Origin of the sequence: Chitinophaga oryzae, from assembly GCF_012516375.2 — a bacterium.
Taxonomy (GTDB): Bacteria; Bacteroidota; Bacteroidia; order Chitinophagales; family Chitinophagaceae; genus Chitinophaga; species Chitinophaga oryzae.
In genome coordinates, this window is sequence record NZ_CP051204.2 from 6,351,925 (window position 1) to 6,374,818 (window position 22,894).

Below are 22,894 nucleotides of genomic sequence, written 5' to 3' on the forward strand. Positions count from 1 at the left end.
CATACTCAGTTTCCGTCATCGAAGTTAAAGCTGGTGGTTATTTGCGTGCCCGCTGTCCGGCTAAGGCCGTCGTCTGCCACCTGGATATCCGCAATTATTTTTTGTGGCTCTGACGAAAGCATATACGACAGCTTCATGAACTGTTCTGTCAATTCCTCCATACGGCGCCTGTTATAGCGGCCTGCATTAAAGTCAAAATAAAGCCGCAGCCGGGACCCGGTGTAAGAAAAAGCAAAGCGGAAATCAACCGTACTGACATGATAACCGGTATCGAGTGCTTCCAGCTGAAGTCCCTGCATATTGGGGTACCGATCAGCTTCTTCACTGCTTTCCAGCAGCATGACAATATCCAGCAGCGGATACCTGCCTCTTTCTCTTGTCAGCCGCAGATCTGTCACCAGCCTGTCGAAGGGATAGTGATGGTGCTCGTAAGCTCTCAGGGCAATGCCCCTCACCCGTGCCAACAAGTCAGCGAAGGATTCGTCTTTATCGACGATGATCCTTATTGGCAAATTGTTTAAATAACTGCCGAGCTGTCCGTCCAGTTCTGCAAAATCCTTAATGGAAGCCGGTACGGCAATTACGAAATCACACTGTCCCGTCTGCTTATGAAACAATACCGACATACATGCCATCAATGTCATAAACAAGGAAGCGTTTGACTCATGGCTGATATTTGTTAATACCTTCACTACTTCATCATCTATTTCCTGCACGATAAAATCTCCCCGGGGCTTTTGGTCAACATGTCCCCACGGATAATCTACCGGAAACTTCAATCTTTCCGGGATGGTATTAAACATTTCCAGCCAGAATGAGCGCATATCCTTGCCGCTTCCTGCATCAAGGAGCCGGTTCTGCCAGGCCGAAAAATCACGGTACTGAAGCTCCGGCGGCAGATATTGGCTATCGGGCGACTGCTGGTAGATGTTATAAAGCGTACATATTTCCTGCAATAAAAGGTCCATTGAATGACCATCTGTAATGATATGGTGTATATTAAAAAGCAGCAGATGATCATCTGTTCCCAACACATATACGATAACCTTCATTAGCGGACCGAGCTGGAGGTCGAAGATATCATGCACATGCCTTTCCATCAGCGCTGCTGCTGTTGCCGCTGTTTTATTTTCATCGTAGACAAAAAATGATCGCCGGAACTGTTCCGCCTGTGGATCGAGTACCCGTTGATATGGCAACCCATTACGGCTGACGAATATAGTTCGCAATATTTCATGTTTTTCAAGCAATGCCCGGAAAGCCTTCTCCAGCGCTTCCCGGTTGAGAGAGCCCGTCAGGCGGTAGCCCACCGGGACGTTGTAGGATAGTTGCCCGTTATCAAGCCGGTCTGCCACCCAGAGGCCCTTTTGAAAGTGAGACATTTCATAGTAGTCCTGCTCTTCTATGGCTGTCACCTGTTCTTCTCGTCCATGGCGCGCAGCAGCGATGATCCCTGCTATTTCTTTAACGGTAGGATGCAGAAATATCTGGCTTAGGGAAATTTTTTTATCAAACACCTGCTGAATATGTGAAACCAACTGAATGGCTTTTAAGCTATTTCCCCCGGATTCGAAGAAATTATCAGTCAGCCCTGTTTCGGCAACATGCAATACTTTCTCATAAATACCTTTCAGGATTTCCTCTTCCTGTGTCCGTGCCGGGGCCAGGGCCTTCTTTTCTTTTTCCTTCAATGGAATTCCGGCAAGCGCATGTTTATCGATTTTCCCGTTTCTCGTCAGGGGAAAACTGTCTATTTGCAGAAAATGATCCGGGACCATATAGGCCGGTATTACTCCGGACAGCGCTTCCCTGACCTCGCCGACGCTCAGTCTGTCCTTTTCTGCAACAAAGTATGCCACCAGTTCCTTTCCGTTACGGAATTCCCTGGGCATTACCAGTACCTCCTTTATGCTTCCTGCCTTTATGAGGGCAAGCTCTATTTCCTGCAGCTCTATCCGGTGGCCGCGGATTTTGACCTGACCGTCTTCCCTGCGGACAAAAACGACCTGATGGTCTTCCGTAAGCTTCCCGATATCACCTGTACGATACATTCTCACATTGTTATACTGTGGCATATGAATAAATCTCGAAGCTGTCAACTCCGGATCATTCAGGTATCCACGGGCTAAACTGTCACCATAAATAAATATTTCGCCCTCCACTCCCGGCGCACAGGGTTGCATATCCTGGTCGAGGATTATTGCTCCGCAGTTTGATAAAGGTTTTCCCACCGGCACATTATCAGCATGTGTAGTTGTTATTTTATAGCAGGTAGAATAGGTAGTGTTTTCAGCCGGCCCATACAGATGCAAAAAATTCACTCCTGGTAGTTCCGTTACCATCTTGTTCATATGCCAGGGAGAGTTCATCTCCCCACCTACCAACAAATGGCCGACAGTGGCCAGCACTTCCGGGGCAGTCGCGATAATGGTATTAAACCAGGCTGTGATCAGAAAAACAGTGTCAATATCAAGTTTTCTGATTTGCCGGCCAAGGGAAGCCATATCGTATAGTTCTTCAGCCGGGACAATATAAAGCCGGCTGCCATGCAACAGGGGAGCCCATATTTCAAAAGTGGCCGCATCAAAGGCCGCCGAACTGGTTTGCAGAAAGCGTGAGCAGTTATCAAGAGGAATGACACAAGCGTCATCTGCCAAATTCAGTATATTACGGTGCTCGATGACAATCCCTTTGGGAAAGCCGCTTGACCCTGATGTATAAATGATACAGGCCATGTCGTCGGGAGCCGGCGTAGCCGACAACATCACATCCTCCGAATAGGCAAGACAGTGACCGATCTTCACCATCCTGCAGCGGTTGTTGTCCGGGTCAGTAAAAGTATCGCCGTTCCCAAGGAGGAAAACTGTACTGGCACTCTCGCGAAGCATGTACCGTACACGGTCTGCCGGGTAACCAAGATCCACAGGCATGTATGCGGCGCCGGCCTTCAGGATACCCAGCATACCAATGACCAGCTCCTCACTTCTTCTAACCGACAGCGCCACAATATCTCCCTTTGACACCGACAGTTCCTTTAACAGATAAGCTGCCAGCCTGTCTGACAGCTCGTTCAGATAACCATAGCTAAAGGCGGCATCCATATACTCCAACGCAATACTGTTCCTGTGGCGATCTGCCTGCCGGCAAAAGGCAGATACGATATTGTCAGCCGGCAATCTTTTCGTCCGGTGTATTTCTGCAGCGCCCAGTGCAGCACGTTCTTCAGCCGTAAGGTAGTTAATGCCACCAATGCTGGTCCTGCTGTCTGACGTAACAGCATTCAGAATTACCAGAAAATGCCGGAGCAGGCGGGCAATGCGGGAAGGTTTAAACAGACTTGATTCGTATTCCAGACAGATATTGATCCCACTGCCCGTTTTCACAAAATTAAAAGTCAGGTCAAACTTTGAAGTGCCGGAAGCGTATTGTTTTGCCGCGTAACTAAATCCCGCCACATCACCTTTCTCTTCCCGTTCCCCATCCTGCAGGATCACCGCAACATTAAACAGGGAAGACCAACCTCTCTCAGCCTTTCCCGGCAAACTGTCTACCACTTCGTCAAGAGGATATTCCTGGTTTTCAAATGCGTCCAATACAACTGCTTTTACTTCGTCCAGCAACTGCTGAAAAAACATATTTCCATTTATCTGAATGGAAAGAGGCAACATATTTACATAATATCCGATCTGCCCCTCCAGTTCCGGCATATTCCTTGAAGCCATTGGGGCACCTATTGTCAGGTCTGTCTGTCCCGTATATTTATACAATAGTATATCTACCAGTGCAATCAGCGACATAAACAAAGTGGCATTGTTCTCACTGCAAATAGCAGTCAGGCCATCCATCGCAGCGCTGTCTATTACAGCCATTGCGACATCCCCTCTGTATGATCGCATGGCTCCCCGCGAATAGTCGGCCGGAAGGTTTAATACCCTGCCATGGTCTTTCAGCAACGCCAGCCAGAAATCCCGCTGCCGCGACAGCCGGCCTTCATCCAGGCGCCTTTTAAACCAACAGGTATAATCCTTGTACTGGACCTTCAGTGGCGGCCCGGCCACCGCTGCCCGGCCCATGCAATCGGCTGCATATCCGGCCAGCAATTCATCAAATAGTATATTGAGCGAATATCCGTCGCAAATAATATGGTGCAGGGTAAGCGAAAAAAGAAAATGACCGTCAGTAACTTTATAAATAACGGCGCGGACCAGAGGAGGATTGAACACTGAGAAAGCAATCGCGCTTTCTTTGCTCAATATGGCAGCTATAAGCTCTTCCATCTGAGTAAACTGCCCCTGCAACGAACAGTCTTCCTCCAATTTCAATACCAGTTCCGGAGATATTTTTTGCCGGGGAACATGATCCACTACCACAAAGCCTGTGCGCAGCACTTCGTGGCGTTGAACCAACCGGTTCAGGGAACGCTCCAGTGCCGGAATATTGATATTTCCCTTTAACTCATAACAGTTGGACAGATGATAGGCTTTCGCCGAGGTATCCATCTGGTCGGCAACAAACAGATGCAACTGCCCGGGCGTAAGCGGGTAATGGTCCTGTTCTTCCACAGCGTTGAGCGGTTCCGTCCCTGCCGCCTTTTCTGTGGACACAGCGGAGGCCAGCTCTCGGAGCGACTTACTTTCAAACACCCTGCGGACGGATACCTCCGCTCCCGTTTGCTGAAATATGCGGGTAGTGAGCTTCATCGCCTTCAGGCTATTTCCTCCAAGGTTCAGGAAATTGTCTGTTATGGAAAATCCATCTATATGTAATATTTCTTTACATAGTTCATACAACATCCACTCCGTCTCGCCGGCAGGAGGTATCACAGCTGTGTTTTCAGCCTGCCGTACCGGCTCCGGCAGCCGGCGATGGTCTACCTTGCCGTTTTGATTCAGTGGAAGTTGTTGCAGCACCATAAAATACCCGGGCACCATATAGGCCGGCAAATGAAGGCTAAGGTATTCCCGGAAAACGTTGCCTGCATCAATTGATGTCTCAGGGACGATATAGGCCACAAGATGCTTATCATCACCACTGCCGAGGCATACGACTGCCGCCTGCCGTATTTTCTCATGACGTAGCAGCACATCTTCTATCTCTGATAATTCAATACGTTGCCCGCGTATCTTCACCTGTCTGTCTACCCGTCCGTAGAATTCGATATTGCCGTCAGGAAGCCATCGGCAAATATCCCCCGTCCGGTATACCACGTCTCCTCCTGCTTCCAGGGTAATAAAACGTTCGGCTGTCATCGTCGGATCATTCAGATAACCTATCGCCATCCCTGCACCGGAAATAAATACTTCTCCCCAGCAACCGATCGGAGCGGGCCGCATGGAAGGCTGCAATATCTCAATCCTGGTATTGACTGCAGGCACTCCAATGGGTATGCGTGTTGTATTCAGGTCTTTTGTCGCCAGCGAGTAGTTGGATGCATTGTGTGTTTCAGAAGGCCCATAGAAGTTATGAAGCCATGTTTTCCTGTTGTTGGCGAGCTGGTTCCTTAGCGTACCGGAAAGCGCCAGTTGTTCTCCCGCAGATACAATATGTTTCAGTGCACTGCTTTCCGCAAAAAGTGCTGCCGATTCTGACAGTAAATTAAGTACCGATCCTGGTAATAACAACCACTCAATCTGTCGGGTATGAAGCATCCGCTTCATCCGTTCCAGGTTATACTTTTCCTTCTCACTTATAATACAGAGCGTACCTCCGGATAAAAGGGAGAAAAAAAGTTCATGTGCCACAAACACGTCAAAACCGATGGAAGAATATTGCAGCACCCTTAACCCATTCTCCAGCCCTCCAAACAACGCCTGCTGCACAACAACATTGAGCAAACATTTGTGGGTCTGAATAATTCCTTTAGGCCTGCCCGTAGAGCCGGAGGTATATACTACAAAAGCAGCACTGTCCAACGGCGGATCAACGCACTCAAACGAAACCGGCAGGTTCAGCTCCCCTGTTTCGGGCGTCAGCACGGTGCAATTGGGCGCACCTGCAGCCACCTCCGCCCCTTCGCTGTCTGTGATCAATATAGACAAGGCGCTGTCTTCCAGAATAGCAAGCTTCCGTTGTGACGGCATAGACGGATCGATAGGTACAAATACGCCCCCGCATTTTAGTATTGCCATGGTTGCAATCGCCAGCATTTCACTTTGGCCCAAAGACATTCCTATCATGCATCCGGGCTGGTATCCTTTGGTGGTGGCCAATTTCTCCGCCAGATTATCGGATAATTGATCCAGCTTCCGATAAGTCAGAAACACATCCTCAAATTCAACCGCAATGCTGTCTGGCTGACTACTGACTTTGTCCAGGAACAATGCAGTCACACATTTGTCTAACGGATAAATACAACGTGGTCCGGAAAACCGTTTAATCATTGCCGTGTGTGCTTCAGGGAGTAGCTGCAATGCTCCCACCGCTTTCTCCATATTGCCCAGGATCAGTTCCAGCAGGTAGACAAAGTTTGTTGAAAGCAGGTGAAGCAGCTGGCCGGACAAGGTATCCCCATCATACTCAAACGTTAACATTGCTCTCCCCGGCTGCTCATCTATCAACAGGCGCAACAAAAAGGGAGGACCTTCATCAAATGGGTAATTCACCTGGTTATAGTAAACACCAATATTACATAAGTTGTCGCTCTCTCCCTGATTAAGTAAATACCTGCTATAGAAGCTTGCAAAATCGTATTTGGCATATTGCAGGCTTTTCATCAACTCTGCCTGCATGGCCTTGATGTAACTGCGAACGGTCTCCTCTCCGGCCACAGGCGTTCTCAGGAAAAGCAGGCCGCCCTCCTCCGGCATTGTGTGGCCTCGGAAAGCCGGTGTGGCAATAATCGGGTCTGCGACACCGGTATATCTTTCATAAAGCATCCCCAGTGCCGACACGTACAGCAGAAACCGGCCCGTTTCCCTGCCTTTGCCAAATTTTTCAACAATAGCTGAAAAAACAGTATCCGGCAGCGCTACCGTCACCTGTTGCAGGGTTTCTTTTTTACAAGCGGGCAACATCCCCGGCTGCAATGGAAGTTTGACAAGTTTTCTGATCCAGTACAGCTCCGCTTCTTTTCCTTCCTGGTTATTATATACTGTATTCATAACATAGTTATATAGGTTATCCGGGAGGCCTGTCAGATGTCCAGGCCCCAGAGATCAGCATCTGCACCGCTCCCGGATGTATTAAATATTTCGTCAGCCAGTTCCCTCACCTTCAGTTCCGGATTTTCAGACATAACATTCATTATTGCAGTTAAATATCTGCTCATCAGCAGTATAGTGGATTCCGCAAACAGCTCTTTATTAAAAATCAGGTCCAGTGTTATCCTGCCGCCTGTTTCCCGGAATGAAAAGTTCAAATCAAAATTCGTCCTTTTCTCCAGGACGTCGTGGGCCTGTATCAGCAGCCCGCGGACGCTATCTTCGCTGTCTGTACTTTCGAAGTTTCCCAGATTAACAATTACATCAAACAAAGGGAAACGTTTATCATCCAGCTGCAGGTCCAGATCCTCCGCTATTCTGTCGAAAGGATAGTTTTGATGCTGATAGGCTTCCATACAGGTCACCTTCGTCTTTCCAATAAACTGCTGCAATGTGTCTTCTCCGGTTAATTTTGTCCGTAGCGGAAGCATATTTACATAAAATCCCATCTGGTTCTCTAATGCTTTGTCTGTACGGCCTGATGCCGGGCTACCGATGATGATGTCCTCCTGTTCCGTCAACAGATACATTAGCAGTTTTACAGCAGAGATACTGTATATGAAAAAAGTAACGCCGGTACTGCTACACTGGTTGTACACACGTGCACAATGCAGGTCTTCAAACACCGTTTTTATAAGACAGCCCTGATAGTTTCTTTCATGGGGCCGTTCGAAATCGACCGGCAGCCGCAGTCGCGGCAGCTCTCCAGAGAGCCTGCCTCGCCAGTAGCGGCTTTCCGCAGCTGCAGCAGGTCCGTAAACGAATTCATTATGCCAGATGGTATAATCTTTATACTGCAGTGACGGGGATGGCAGCAACGATATTTCGTCGTTATATACGGCGCTGATTTCCCTGAACAGATTACTCATCGACCAGCCGTCGGTGATGATGTGATGAATGGCAAAAACAATATAATGTAACTGATCATGCTCCGTGGCGACACTGACACGAAACAGTTTGCCGGTGCTCATATCAAAATTAATCGCCTGTTCACCCGATATTATCTCTGCAAGTTGCTGCCCGGGACTGTCATTCGCTACATTTTTAAAATCAATATAGCGTATTGAAAAATGCCTCCGCTCTTTTTCCAGTACCCGCTGCCGGGGCTCGCCATGCACAATGGTAAAAGCAGTTCTGAGTATTTCATGCCTGTCTGCAACTGTTTCAAACGCTTGTTCCAGCCTGTTCTTATCAACCGTTCCCTTTAACTGGTAGACATGTACAATATTATAGGCGATATTGTCCTTCTCGACCTGGTCCGCAAGCCACAACCGTCTTTCCGCAAATGAAAGCGGATAATGATCCTGTTCTTCAACCACTTTGATCCGGAGATATTGCTTCGCCTCCATCTGGTCGATAAACCGGCTGAGCTGCCCCAGCGTGGTGTATTTAAAGATGTGCCGCACTTCCGGAGCTTTGCCGAATGTTTCCCGGATACGATGCAATAACTGCATCGCGGTGATACTGTGTCCTCCCAGCCGGAAGAAATCATCTGTCATCCCGATGCCAGAGACCTTCAACAGCCCTTCCCATATGTCCCGTAAACGCAATGCAGTCGCTGACATAGCCTCCCCTTCTTCTGTATTGGCCTCGTATACGGGAGCGGGCAGGCGTGAATGGTCCGTTTTTCCACTGGTGTTCAGCGGGAAAGATGTGAGCTGTATATAATGTGATGGCACCATATACAGCGGCAGGCGCTCCAGTAGCTTTTCCCGGATGAAGGCCACGGAGTCTGCAAAACTGGTATAGTATACCACAATCTCGTCTTCCCTTACCATCAGATAGGGATCTCCGGATGTTACCTCCCTTAGCGCGCTGTATATCTCCTTCAACTCAATACGATGACCGCGGATCTTCACCTGCGTGTCCCGACGGCCTTGATAAACGATAACACCGTCCGCCCGCCAGTATCCGTAATCTCCTGTCCGATACCAACGCCCCCGTCCGTTGAGATCATCCATGTACCTGTCTGCCGTTAACACTGCGTCGTTGAGGTAACCGGCTGCCAATCCTTCGCCTGATATATACAGTTCACCTGTAACACCCGGCGGCTGAAGCATGCCACGCCGGTCCAGAATCAGCACCCGCGTATTGGCAACCGGCGTTCCGATTGGTACTGTTCCATGGTACTCCTCTGTTGCACTTACCCTGAACAGCGTTGTACATACAGATGCTTCCGTAGGCCCATAGGCGTTATAAAAGTGCTTTGTCTTACTATAGAAAAGGGCATCTTCGCTATAAGCGGCTTCTCCCACCGAAACGATTTTATTAACAGAGGGTAAGGGGTCCTGTTGAAATGCGCTGATCACCGTAGGCGTAAGCACCATCGTTGTAACACCAGTCCTCAACAACTTTTTCCTAAACCCTTCCATGTCGGCCATTTCTTCTTTTGAAGCCATTACCAGCTGTGCGCCGGACAACAAGGAAGTAAATATTTCGTCTACTGACGCATCAAAAGACAAGCTGGCAAATTGCAACACTTTGTCTGCCGGACCTATCTTTCTGTCGTTTATCTGGGATAATACCATGTTTACCACTCCCCGCTGTTTCACCAACACACCCTTAGGGTTACCTGTGGTGCCGGATGTATAAATAACGTAGGCTGCATTGTCTCCTGCCTGCATAACCAATTGCGGACGTTCCTGCTGACTAATTCTGCTCCATTCCTGGCAAATATCCGGCACGAGCACTGTGCTCCCGTCAAACGCATCTTCCACAGCCCGGTCGCACAGCACCACCTTCATCGCCGTGTCCCTGATGATATAATCCAGCCGCTCCCGCGGATGGTCCCGGTCCAGCGGCACATACGCCCCGCCGGCCTTCAGGATGCCAAGCATCGCCACCAGCGGCCATTCCGTTTTGTCCATCCAGATGCCTATCAACTGCCCCGGCACAACGCCGCAATCATGCCGGAGCCAGGCTGCCAGCAGGTCTGAACGGCTGTCCAGTTGCCCGTAACTTACACTGATATCATTTGCACTGACTGCGATGCTGTCACGGTGCAGGGCTGCCTGTTGTGTAAACAGTTCATGCAACAATAACGGCGACAGTTCTACCGCCGGACCGCGGCCAAAGTCATCCGCCAGCTGGCGCTGTTCTTCCAAAGAAAGATATACCAGATCGCCTACCGGTGATGCCGGCGCAGCCAGCATCGCTGACAACAGCCGCTCATAATGGCCCGACATCCGCTCCACGCTACTGCGGTCGTACAGATCACTGCTGTATTCCCAGTGTAACTGCAGCAGGCCGTCTGCACCACGCTGCACCGTCAGGCTCAGATCAAACTTTGCCGTCCCGTTATGTACCGCCTCCCGGACAACCTCCAGCCCGGGAAGGCACAACTGCTCCTTTTCCTCCTCCAGAAAATTAAATATCGTCTGAAACAGCGGTGTATGCCGGAGGCTGCGGTCCGGTTGCACCATCTCCACCAGCTGTGACAACGGCGTGTCCTGATAATGATAAACCTCAAGGCTGCGGGCCCGCACCTGGTCCAGGTATTGACGGACCGTTTCATCCCCGTTCGCATCACTGCGCACGGGAAGCGTATTCACCACCATGCCCAGCATGTGCTCCAGCTGGGGATGCAGCCTGTTGGCCAGCGTGGTGCCCACGCATAAAACAGCAGAACCGCTGTAACGGTGCTGCAGCAGCTGAAAACAGCCCAGCATCACCATAAACGGCGTATAGCCCTCCCGCGTGCTGAACGACTGCAACGACTCCTGCAGCCCACGCCCGGGCACCTGTATTATTTCTCCGCCGCGGCCGCTGAAAGTACTCCGCGGACGGTCTGCAGGTAACGGTATCTCTGTGGGTATGTCACGCAGCCGCTCTGCCCAGTAGGCCATCGCTGGCTCCCTGCGATGCAACGGCCACTCACTCCGCTGCCAACAGGCAAAATCCCGGTACTGCAAATGCGTCACAGGACCGGCAGACATTCCTTGTTGCAGGCGCCGGTATATATCCGTCAACTCCCGCACCAGCAGCCCGACAGACCAGCCATCATGGATAATATGATGAAGACTGAAACAGAGATGGCTGGTTTGGTCATCTTCCCGGAACAAACAGACACGGAACAATAAATCCTTTTCCAGGTCAAATACATGACGGCTTTCCGCTGCCACCAGCGAAGGCAGTTCGGCGGCACTGATATCGCGGACCACTATCCGGAAAGACGGCGCCTCATTTACCTGCTGGTACGGAATACCGTTGCGGCTGGGGAAACTGGTGCGAAGCACCTCATGGCGCAACAACAGCTGCGATATGCTCTCCTCCAGCAATGGGACGTCCACCACGCCTTTCAGGTGGTAAACCCCCATCATGTTATAAGAGGTGTCTTCCGGATACAGCTGTTGTAAAAACCAAAGCCGCTCCTGCTCATAGGACAATGGCGCAGGATCCTCTGCCGGCGCAGCAGGGATAGTCATCATGCTGACAGTGGCAGCATTACCCGCCTGTTCATCAATATGATCGCTTAGCTGCGACAATGTTACATATTTAAAAACCGACCGTACTTCCAGGCTCACATTAAACACTTCCCGAATACGATATAACAGCTGCATCACTGTTATGCTATGGCCGCCAAGCCGGAAAAAATCATCGTTTAAGCCTATGTCTTCCCGGCCCAGCAGCTGCGTCCAGATCCCTTTTAGCAAAGAAGCCGTAACAGAAAGCTCCTGCTGTGACAAAGTACCGTCGTAATGCGGCGCAGGTAAACGGGCAGCGTCTATCTTGCCGTTCGTATTCAACGGAAAGGTATCCACACAGATATAGTGCGACGGCACCATGTAAAGCGGCAGCCGTTCCAACAGGCGGCCGCGAAGATCTGCCACCGCTATGTCAGCCCCCTGGTAATACACTACAAGCTCCTGATGGCGGACCTGGACGTAACTGCTCATCACGCCAGCCTCCTGCAAGGACTTTTGTATCTCCCCCAGTTCTATACGGTATCCCCGGATCTTCACCTGCGCATCCCGGCGGCCCTGATAGATAAGGGTGCCGTCAGGGCCCCAACAGGCATAATCTCCCGTACGGTAACTGCGGCCCTGCCCATTCAGTCCTTTTACGTAACGGTCTGCCGTCAAGGCAGCGTCATTAAGGTAACCATTCGCCAGTCCGCCCCCCGACACATACAGTTCTCCCGTAACTCCTACCGGCTGCAGCTGTCCGCGGCTGTCAACTATCTGAATATGATTATTGGCCAGCGGCCTGCCTATAGGCACAACCGGCTGTTCATCCGTTACTTCATGTGCGGTAGCATAAATACAGCACTCCGTGGGCCCGTAGGCGTTATAAAAACGTTTGGTCTTACTGTAATAAACAGCATCTGCCGGCTCAGCTGCCTCACCGGTGGATATCATCTGCCCTACAGTAGGCAGAGCATGACGGTTCAGCAAGCGGATCACCGAAGCTGTCAGGATCAAAAAGGTGATATTGCGACGGGTAATATCATCACAAAACCGGTCAATATCACGCACCAGCGACCTGTTGGCAATCACCAGCGTTCCTCCGGAGGACCACGTTATAAAAATCTCATAGATGGAAACATCAAAATTCAGGCTGGCAAACTGCAACACGCGCTCACCCGCCCTACGCTCCCCGGGGCCGTACAATACTGTGTTGACAAGTCCTCCGTGGGGCACATGCACGCCCTTCGGCCTGCCTGTCGTCCCGGAGGTATACAGTACGCAGGCCGCCTGTCCCTGATGACGCCTTACCGGGGCAACAACAGTGGCGCCGGCAAGTATCGACGGCCACAGAGCAGGCATATCGATTATTTCTAACCCGCTCCCGTCAAACGCATCTTCCACGGCCCGGTCGCACAGTACCACCTTCATCGCCGTGTCCCTGATGATATAATCCAGCCGCTCCCGCGGATGGTCCCGGTCCAGTGGCACATACGCCCCGCCGGCCTTCAGGATGCCAAGCATCGCCACCAGCGGCCATTCCGTTTTGTCCATCCAGATGCCTATCAGCTGCCCCGGCACAACGCCGCAATCATGCCGGAGCCAGGCTGCCAGCAGGTCTGAACGGCTGTCCAGTTGCCCGTAACTTACACTGATATCATTTGCACTGACTGCGATGCTGTCACGGTGCAGGGCTGCCTGTTGTGTAAACAGTTCATGCAACAATAACGGCGACAGTTCTACCGCCGGACCGCGGCCAAAGTCATCCGCCAGCTGGCGCTGTTCTTCCAAAGAAAGATATACCAGATCGCCTACCGGTGATGCCGGCGCAGCCAGCATCGCTGACAACAGCCGCTCATAATGGCCCGACATCCGCTCCACGCTACTGCGGTCGTACAGATCACTGCTGTATTCCCAGTGTAACTGCAGCAGGCCGTCTGCACCACGCTGCACCGTCAGGCTCAGATCAAACTTTGCCGTCCCGTTATGTACCGCCTCCCGGACAACCTCCAGCCCGGGAAGGCACAACTGCTCCTTTTCCTCCTCCAGAAAATTAAATATCGTCTGAAACAGCGGCGTATGCCGGAGGCTGCGGTCCGGTTGCACCATCTCCACCAGCTGTGACAACGGCGTGTCCTGATAATGATAAACCTCAAGGCTGCGGGCCCGCACCTGGTCCAGGTATTGACGGACCGTTTCGTCTCCGTTCGCATCACTGCGCACGGGAAGCGTATTCACCACCATGCCCAGCATGTGCTCCAGCTGGGGATGCAGCCTGTTGGCCAGCGTGGTGCCCACGCATAAAACAGCAGAACCGCTGTAACGGTGCTGCAGCAGCTGAAAACAGCCCAGCATCACCATAAACGGCGTATAGCCCTCCCGCGTGCTGAACGACTGCAACGACTCCTGCAGCCCACGCCCGGGCACCTGTATTATTTCTCCGCCACGGCCGCTGAAAGTACTCCGCGGACGGTCTGCAGGTAACGGTATCTCTGTGGGTATGTCACGCAGCCGCTCTGCCCAGTAGGCCATCGCTGGCTCCCTGCGATGCAACGGCCACTCACTCCGCTGCCAACAGGCAAAATCCCGGTACTGCAAATGCGTCACAGGACCGGCAGACATTCCTTGTTGCAGGCGCCGGTATATATCCGTCAACTCCCGCACCAGCAGCCCGACAGACCAGCCATCATGGATAATATGATGAAGATTGAAACAGAGATGGCTGGTTTGTTCATCTTCCCGGAACAAACAGACACGGAACAACAAATCCTTTTCCAGGTCAAATACATGACGGCTTTCCGCTGCCACCAGCGGAGGCAGTTCGGTGGCACTGATATCGCGGACCACTATCCGGAAAGACGGCGCCTCATTTACCTGCTGGTACGGGATACCGTTGCGGCTGGGGAAACTGGTGCGAAGCACCTCATGGCGCAACAACAGCTGCGATATGCTCTCCTCCAGCAATGGGACGTCCACCACGCCTTTCAGGTGGTAAACCCCCATCATGTTATAAGAGGTGTCTTCCGGATACAGCTGTTGTAAAAACCAAAGCCGCTCCTGCTCATAGGACAATGGCGCAGGATCCTCTGCCGGCGCAGCAGGGATAGTCATCATGCTGACAGTGGCAGCATTACCCGCCTGTTCATCAATATGATCGCTTAGCTGCGACAATGTTACATATTTAAAAACCGACCGTACTTCCAGGCTCACATTAAACACTTCCCGAATACGATATAACAGCTGCATCACTGTTATACTATGGCCGCCAAGCCGGAAAAAATCATCGTTTAAGCCTATGTCTTCCCGGCCCAGCAGCTGCATCCAGATCCCTTTTAGCAAAGAAGCCGTAACAGAAAGCTCCTGCTGTGACAAAGTACCGTCGTAATGCGGCGCAGGTAAACGGGCAGCGTCTATCTTGCCGTTCGTATTCAACGGAAAGGTATCCACACAGATATAGTGCGACGGCGCCATGTAAAGCGGCAGCCGTTCCAACAGGCGGCCGCGAAGATCTGCCACCGCTATGTCAGCCTCCTGGTAATACACTACAAGCTCCTGATGGCGGACCTGGACGTAACTGCTCATCACGCCAGCCTCCTGCAAGGACTTTTGTATCTCCCCCAGTTCTATACGGTATCCCCGGATCTTCACCTGCGCATCCCGACGGCCCTGATAGATAAGGGTGCCGTCAGGGCCCCAACAGGCATAATCTCCCGTACGGTAACTGCGGCCCTGCCCATTCAGTCCTTTTACGTAACGGTCTGCCGTCAAGGCAGCGTCATTAAGGTAACCATTCGCCAGTCCGCCCCCGACACATACAGTTCTCCCGTAACTCCTACCGGCTGCAGCTGCCCGCGGCTGTCAACTATCTGAATATGATTATTGGCCAGCGGCCTGCCTATAGGCACAACCGGCTGTTCATCCGTTACTTCATGTGCGGTAGCATAAATACAGCACTCCGTGGGCCCGTAGGCGTTATAAAAACGTTTGGTCTTACTGTAATAAACAGCATCTGCCGGCTCAGCTGCCTCACCGGTGGATATCATCTGCCCTACAGTAGGCAGAGCATGACGGTTCAGCAAGCGGATCACCGAAGCTGTCAGGATCAAAAAGGTGATATTGCGACGGGTAATATCATCACAAAACCGGTCAATATCACGCACCAGCGACCTGTTGGCAATCACCAGCGTTCCTCCGGAGGACCACGTTATAAAAATCTCATAGATGGAAACATCAAAATTCAGGCTGGCAAACTGCAACACGCGCTCACCCGCCCTACGCTCCCCGGGGCCGTACAATACTGTGTTGACAAGTCCTCCGTGGGGCACATGCACGCCCTTCGGCCTGCCTGTCGTCCCGGAGGTATACAGTACGCAGGCCGCCTGTCCCTGATGACGCCTTACCGGGGCAACAACAGTGGCGCCGGCAAGTATCGACGGCCACAGAGCAGGCATATCGATTATTTCTAACCCGCTCCCGTCAAACGCATCTTCCACGGCCCGGTCGCACAGTACCACCTTCATCGCCGTGTCCCTGATGATATAATCCAGCCGCTCCCGCGGATGGTCCCGGTCCAGTGGCACATACGCCCCGCCGGCCTTCAGGATGCCAAGCATCGCCACCAGCGGCCATTCCGTTTTGTCCATCCAGATGCCTATCAGCTGCCCCGGCACAACGCCGCAATCATGCCGGAGCCAGGCTGCCAGCAGGTCTGAACGGCTGTCCAGTTGCCCGTAACTTACACTGATATCATTTGCACTGACTGCGATGCTGTCACGGTGCAGGGCTGCCTGTTGTGTAAACAGTTCATGCAACAATAACGGCGACAGTTCTACCGCCGGACCGCGGCCAAAGTCATCCGCCAGCTGGCGCTGTTCTTCCAAAGAAAGATATACCAGATCGCCTACCGGTGATGCCGGCGCAGCCAGCATCGCTGACAACAGCCGCTCATAATGGCCCGACATCCGCTCCACGCTACTGCGGTCGTACAGATCACTGCTGTATTCCCAGTGTAACTGCAGCAGGCCGTCTGCACCACGCTGCACCGTCAGGCTCAGATCAAACTTTGCCGTCCCGTTATGTACCGCCTCCCGGACAACCTCCAGCCCGGGAAGGCACAACTGCTCCTTTTCCTCCTCCAGAAAATTAAATATCGTCTGAAACAGCGGCGTATGCCGGAGGCTGCGGTCCGGTTGCACCATCTCCACCAGCTGTGACAACGGCGTGTCCTGATAATGATAAACCTCAAGGCTGCGGGCCCGCACCTGGTCCAGGTATTGACGGACCGTTTCGTCTCCGTTCGCATCACTGCGCACGGGAAGCGTATTCACCACCATGCCCAGCATGTGCTCCAGCTGGGGATGCAGCCTGTTGGCCAGCGTGGTGCCCACGCATAAAACAGCAGAACCGCTGTAACGGTGCTGCAGCAGCTGAAAACAGCCCAGCATCACCATAAACGGCGTATAGCCCTCCCGCGTGCTGAACGACTGCAACGACTCCTGCAGCCCACGCCCGGGCACCTGTATTATTTCTCCGCCGCGGCCGCTGAAAGTACTCCGCGGACGGTCTGCAGGTAACGGTATCTCTGTGGGTATGTCACGCAGCCGCTCTGCCCAGTAGGCCATCGCTGGCTCCCTGCGATGCAACGGCCACTCACTCCGCTGCCAACAGGCAAAATCCCGGTACTGCAAATGCGTCACAGGACCGGCAGACATTCCTTGTTGCAGGCGCCGGTATATATCCGTCAACTCCCGCACCAGCAGCCCGACAGACCAGCCATCATGGATAATATGATGAAGATTGAAACAGAGATGGCTGGTTTGTTCATCTTCCCGGAACAAACAGACACGGAACAACAAATCCTTTTCCAGGTCAAATACATGACGGCTTTCCGCTGCCACCAGCGAAGGCAGTTCGGCGGCACTGATATCGCGGACCACTATTCGGAAAGACGGCGCCTCATTTACCTGCTGGTACGGGATACCGTTGCGGCTGGGGAAACTGGTGCGAAGCACCTCATGGCGCAACAACAGCTGCGATATGCTCTCCTCCAGCAATGGGACGTCCACCACGCCTTTCAGGTGGTAAACCCCCATCATGTTATAAGAGGTGTCTTCCGGATACAGCTGTTGTAAAAACCAAAGCCGCTCCTGCTCATAGGACAATGGCGCAGGATCGCCGGCTGGTGCAGGCGGGATCGCCATCATACCGGCCGGAGACGTATCAGCATTGGCAGCCAGCCACTTGATAGTAGGCCTGTTGAAAAAGTCTATAAAAGAGATATTTACACAACAGGTATTCTTCAACCAATTGATAATCCTGAGTACTTTGAAAGAATCTCCGCCAAGTGCAAAAAAATTATCGTTAACACCAAAACCGGCAGTCCCCAACACTTCTTCCCATTTCGAGGCTATCGCTCGTTCCATAGCGGTAACAGGAGGTTCATACACAGGCCTGGCGATGATATCATTCATTATTCCAAGCAGGTACATCCGGTCTGTTTTACCCTGGACCGTCAATGGCCAGTCATGCAGTTGATGATAATAATGAGGGAGCATGTAATATGGTAACATCCGGGCAAGATACTCCTGCAGCATCTTCACTTCAACAGTACCACTATAATAACAAACCAGATGGCCAGCGGCAGATTCAAAAAGTACCGCCACCTGTTCAACACCATCGAACTTCAGAATGGTCTTCTCTACCTCCCCCAGTTCAATCCTATGCCCGTTTACCTTTACCTGCGAGTCCTGTCTTCCGATAAACTGCAGATTACCATCCTCCAGCCACATCACCTGATCACCGGTACGGTACAACCGCTGGCCGGGATCGAAGGGACTCTCAACAAACTTTTCCGTATTTAATGCTGGTTTGTTAATATATCCTCTGGCAACACCAGCGCCCCCGATACATAATTCCCCGACAGCCCCCAGTGGCAGCAGCTGCTGATCTTTGTTGAGAATATAAGCCACATGATTATTAATCACCTTTCCGATAGGGATCGCCGTATGTCCTCTTTCAACTCTCACAAAGCTCACACAGATAGTAGTTTCCGACGGGCCATAGGTATTATAGACGGGTATATGGTCTGCCAGGCCTGAAATATCAGCATGATGCAATCGATCCCCCCCGCTGATAACAGCCCTCAGTTTAAGTTGACAAGCATTGTGCAACCCACTCAGCGCTCTGAGTACCAGCGGCGTGGTGCTCAACAGTGTGATGTGTTCACGGTTCATAACATCGCACAGGCCTTCAATATTACGGCCTCCCGCCGGGAATATCACCAACCTGCCGCCTGCAGCGAGCACCGGAAAAATTTCCTCCAGAGAGGTATCGAAAGCTATTGACGATTGCTGGACCATTATATCCGCTGCTGTCAATTTAAAAAAGCCGTTGAAGGTGGTCACATAATCAACCAGAGCCCCATGCGTCACAGCAACGCCTTTGGGTTCTCCGGTGCTCCCTGATGTATAGAGCACATAAGCCAGATCAGCAGCATCAGGCAATGCGCGCAGCATGGTACCGGGATAATCGCCGGATGCCGCAAAAAGCGTCGTTCCTAGTAATTGCATACCATTCCAGCCGTCGATAAATTCATCTGTTATGAGCAATCTGGCCTGACTGTCATATAACATATAGACAGCACGATGGGCAGGAGTATCTTTATCTATAGGCAAAAATGCCGCGCCGGATTTAAGGATGCCTGTAAGTATTACCGGCAGGCGTTCATCCCGACTGACACATACGGCGATCACCTCTTCTTTTCCAACACCGAGCGCGCCTTTCAGGTATCTTGACAATTGATTGCTTTTTTTCTCAAAAGCGTCAAACGTCAATACTACCGTATTACAGCTTATTGCCGTATGTGACGGACGACTGGCAGCAGTATCAACCAGCATGTGCACTACCGAGGGCTGAACAACGGCATACTTCGGCCCGGTTCCCAGCTGCCTGAGATGGATGATTTCAGCTGGTAAAAGCGGGCATATACCACTCACCTGATTTTCCAGGTTTTCTGCTGCCTGAGCGACAAGGCGACGCAGTAAGGTTACAAAAGCGATGATCTGCTGTTCGCTGTTCCGCTGTGGGTTGTATATCACATTCAACTCCAGCTCTTCATCCATCTCTACAAATTCCAGTTGCAGGTCTGCCACATCAGGTGCGGCAGCAGAAGTTTGCCGTGTAAATTTCAGCTTTCCGCCCCACTGCTCAGTACGTGTGAGCCCTTTGAAATTCTGCAGTATAAGCAGTACACCGAATCCTGAAAGCTTTTGCCGCTGGCTGTAGGGCAATTCCCGCAATAGCGCTTCAAAAGAAAAATCCTGGTGTCGAAATCCGCTTACTATCTTGTCTCTGGTTTTTGCCAATAAACGCTGGTAGGTGTCGTGCTTCTCCACTGAAATACCGATGATCAGTGTTTTCAGATAAAAGCCAAACTGCGCTTCCAGTGTTTCATGTTCCCGGCCGGCGACACTGGTGGCCATCCAGATGTTTGTGTCTCCTGTGAAATAATGCAATGCCGCGCTGACCACCGCACTAATGCCCATAAAAAGGGTAACGCCTGCTTTCCGGCATACCATTTTAAGCTGCTGTAACGTTTCCCCGCTCCAGGTATCTGAATACACGCTACTCCAGCAGCTATTACCAGGCGTACCGATAGCAGGCAATGCCGTGTATGCTTCAAAATTTTTCATTTCATTCAGCCAATAGTCCTTCGACGCAGCGGTGCCGGGAGTGTGGCGCTCCCAATGGACATAATCCCTGTATTGTATTTTCAGCGGAGGCAATTCAGCCTTTCCCTTTTCTGTCAGTTGCAGATATATTTCCCGCAGCTCTTCCTGTAACAAATGGACCGACCATCCATCAGCAATAATATGATGCACATGCAGTAAAAAGGTGTAACGGTCAGCCGCGGTTCGGATCAGTACAGCCCGCAGCAGCGGGCCTTTTTCCAGCGAAAAAGGTACCTGCTGCTCAGCCCATATTGCATCGGAGCACGCAACTGCTGTATTCCGGGTAAGATCCATCAGTTTGAGCGTAAAAGACTGTTCTCTCTTCTCTCTGGTATTCTGGCGCACTTCTCCGTCGTCATCTGTAAACACAGTACGCAGACTTTCATGCCGGTTGATCAGATATTGTAACGCTTTCTCCAGATAAGATATATCCAGCTCACCGCTCACTTCTGCTATCTGTAAGATAGTGTTGTTAAACGCCTGTCCTCTCAGCTGATAAAAGTGGTATAATCTTTTTTGTCCTTCTGACAATGGAAAGCTGGCAGTAAGGGGGCTTTTCGGTATATCGGGACCATCACAGCGCTCCGCTCCCTGAACAAACCTACCGATAGCCGCAAACGTGGAATGGATAAACAGATCGCTTATCTTTACGCTTACCCCGAATTTTGCGCCTAACCGGCTGGCAAATGAAACCGCGTGTAAGCTATTCAGACCTGTGTTCCAAATATCGGCATCTATATCCGGTGGTCGTTTGCCGGTTACCTCTTCAAATAGCGCGCTGATACTTCCCGGTGCCAGCAGGTCATTATTCTCTTGCTCCATCAGTGAAACAAGCCGGGTATGATCTTTATGATAAACGCCGCTACGAAAGTTTTCCAGGAGCTGAAACACCTGAATTTTCCCACTGGTCGTTTTCGGGATCTTCCTGACAGGAACGACATCATGAATAACCAGTTCCGCTTCTTCTGACATCCGCCGCCGGAGTACAGCCGCATTTTTTGCAAATGCTTCAAGACTGGATTTTACAACAACAAACAGGATGAGCTTATCAGTTGGGTCGCCGATTTCCCTGTAAGCTGCGGCCACGCATCTTCCCGGCTTATCACCCAGTATTTTATCGGCTATCCGCTGGATATCTTCCGGGTAGTAGTTCTGGCCGTTTATAATGATAATATTGGAGTAACGTCCAATAACAACAAGCCTTCCCTTATGCAGAAAGCCGATGTCTCCTGTTCTTAGCCACCCGTCTGTGGTGAACTTTTTACGGGTCTCTGTTTCATTATGATAATACCCGTCGGTGACATTATCGCCTTTTATCTGAATATGACCAACGCAGTCATCCGGTAGTACCTTATCATCATCTGCGCATACCTGCAACCGGCAGGTCCTCATTGGATAACCCAGTGATGCAAACTTCACATTAAATCCGCTGCCGGCCTCTTCTTCCGGAGGAAAAACAACACGTTCGCCGGTATTAAGGCTACGCCTGTCTACCAGCACCCATACCGGCGTTTCACCCGGAGTACCGAGCGATACGGAAACGGAGGCCTCCGCCAAACCATAACCAGGATACATGACATTTTCAGCAAGTCCATAACGGGACAACGCACGCATAAAATTACCCACCACCTCCTCTGAAATAAGTTCTGCACCATTATAGATCAACCTTATGCACTTCAGGTCCCATCCATAATCCGTTCCAGCGTCCATTGCAGCCGTAAGGTAATGGTAACCGAAATTGGGAGAATATAAAAGCGTGGCTCTTTTTCTATGAGTTAATTCCATCCAGGATAACGGATCCTTTACAAAAAGGTTTGCCGGCATCAGTATCTGATTGATACCTGCCACTATTCCCGCCAGGTGGAAACAGATCATTCCCATATCGTGTGTAAGCGGCATCCAGCTAAGCTGAACATCTGCGCCTGTAATGGCCGATCTATCTATAATATCTGTAACATTGGCAATAAGATTGGCATGTGTAAGCACCACTCCTTTCGGTGTGCCCGTAGATCCTGATGAATACTGAATAAACGCAATATCTGCCGGCAGTATTGTCGCCGCATCTCCTTGCGGAGCATCAGCAGCCAGGTCTTCATAAATTAACACTCCATCATGGCAACTATTGGCAGTATCTGTCTCCTGCCGAAAAAAATCATACAGGATGACGCTATTCTTTTTTTCCACAACAACGGCGGCCCCATTGAGAGTTTTGCGGATATTCACCACCTTTTGCAGAAAATTCTGCTGATTTGAAAAAGAGACAGGAATGGGCCGTATACCTCCTAACAAACACGCCCAGAATAAACATAACAAATGTTCGTTATCGTCTAACTGGAAGATAATATCGTCTCCCTTTTTAACATCGTGAGCCTGAAGATGATAAAGCATCATGCAGGCGTTTTGGTAAAGGGCCGCATAAGAAAGAAATACTTCTTTCCTGTTTGGCTTTATAAACAGTATACCGGTTTCAGGGTTTTTTATGCTCTCAAGAATAGCATCTACCAACGTAAGGTTTCCAAAGTTGAACGGTAACATGGTATTGACGGTAAAAATGAAACAATGG

The 22,894-nt window shown here is 51.0% G+C and carries 3 protein-coding genes; all 3 read right to left on the reverse strand.

Translation table 11 applies throughout. The features are described 5' to 3' along the window. Positions 1-5 precede the first annotated feature (5 nt). Genes HF324_RS24975 through HF324_RS24985 form a run of 3 tightly spaced genes read right to left on the reverse strand, consistent with a single transcriptional unit; the run spans position 6 to position 22,866 of the window. Entirely contained in the window at positions 6-7,100 is a 7,095-nt protein-coding gene (locus HF324_RS24975; RefSeq protein ID WP_168861084.1) for a non-ribosomal peptide synthetase, read from the reverse strand. Positions 7,101-7,132: 32 nt separating this feature from the next. Further along, the gene (locus tag HF324_RS24980; RefSeq protein WP_168861085.1) at positions 7,133-15,370 is read right to left on the reverse strand and encodes a non-ribosomal peptide synthetase; all 8,238 of its coding nucleotides are present in this window, start codon (positions 15,368-15,370) and stop codon (positions 7,133-7,135) included. After that, positions 15,367-22,866 (reverse strand): non-ribosomal peptide synthetase, encoded by a 7,500-nt coding sequence (locus tag HF324_RS24985; RefSeq protein WP_168861086.1) that lies wholly within the window; start codon positions 22,864-22,866, stop codon positions 15,367-15,369. Before HF324_RS24985 ends, HF324_RS24980 begins: the two co-directional genes overlap by 4 nt. Positions 22,867-22,894 lie beyond the last annotated feature (28 nt).

Coding starts and splice junctions, on each gene's coding strand:
- HF324_RS24985 (WP_168861086.1), bottom strand. CDS start 22,866: ATGTTACCGTTCAACTTTGGAAACCTTACGTTGGTAGATGCTATTCTT.
- HF324_RS24975 (WP_168861084.1), bottom strand. CDS start 7,100: ATGAATACAGTATATAATAACCAGGAAGGAAAAGAAGCGGAGCTGTAC.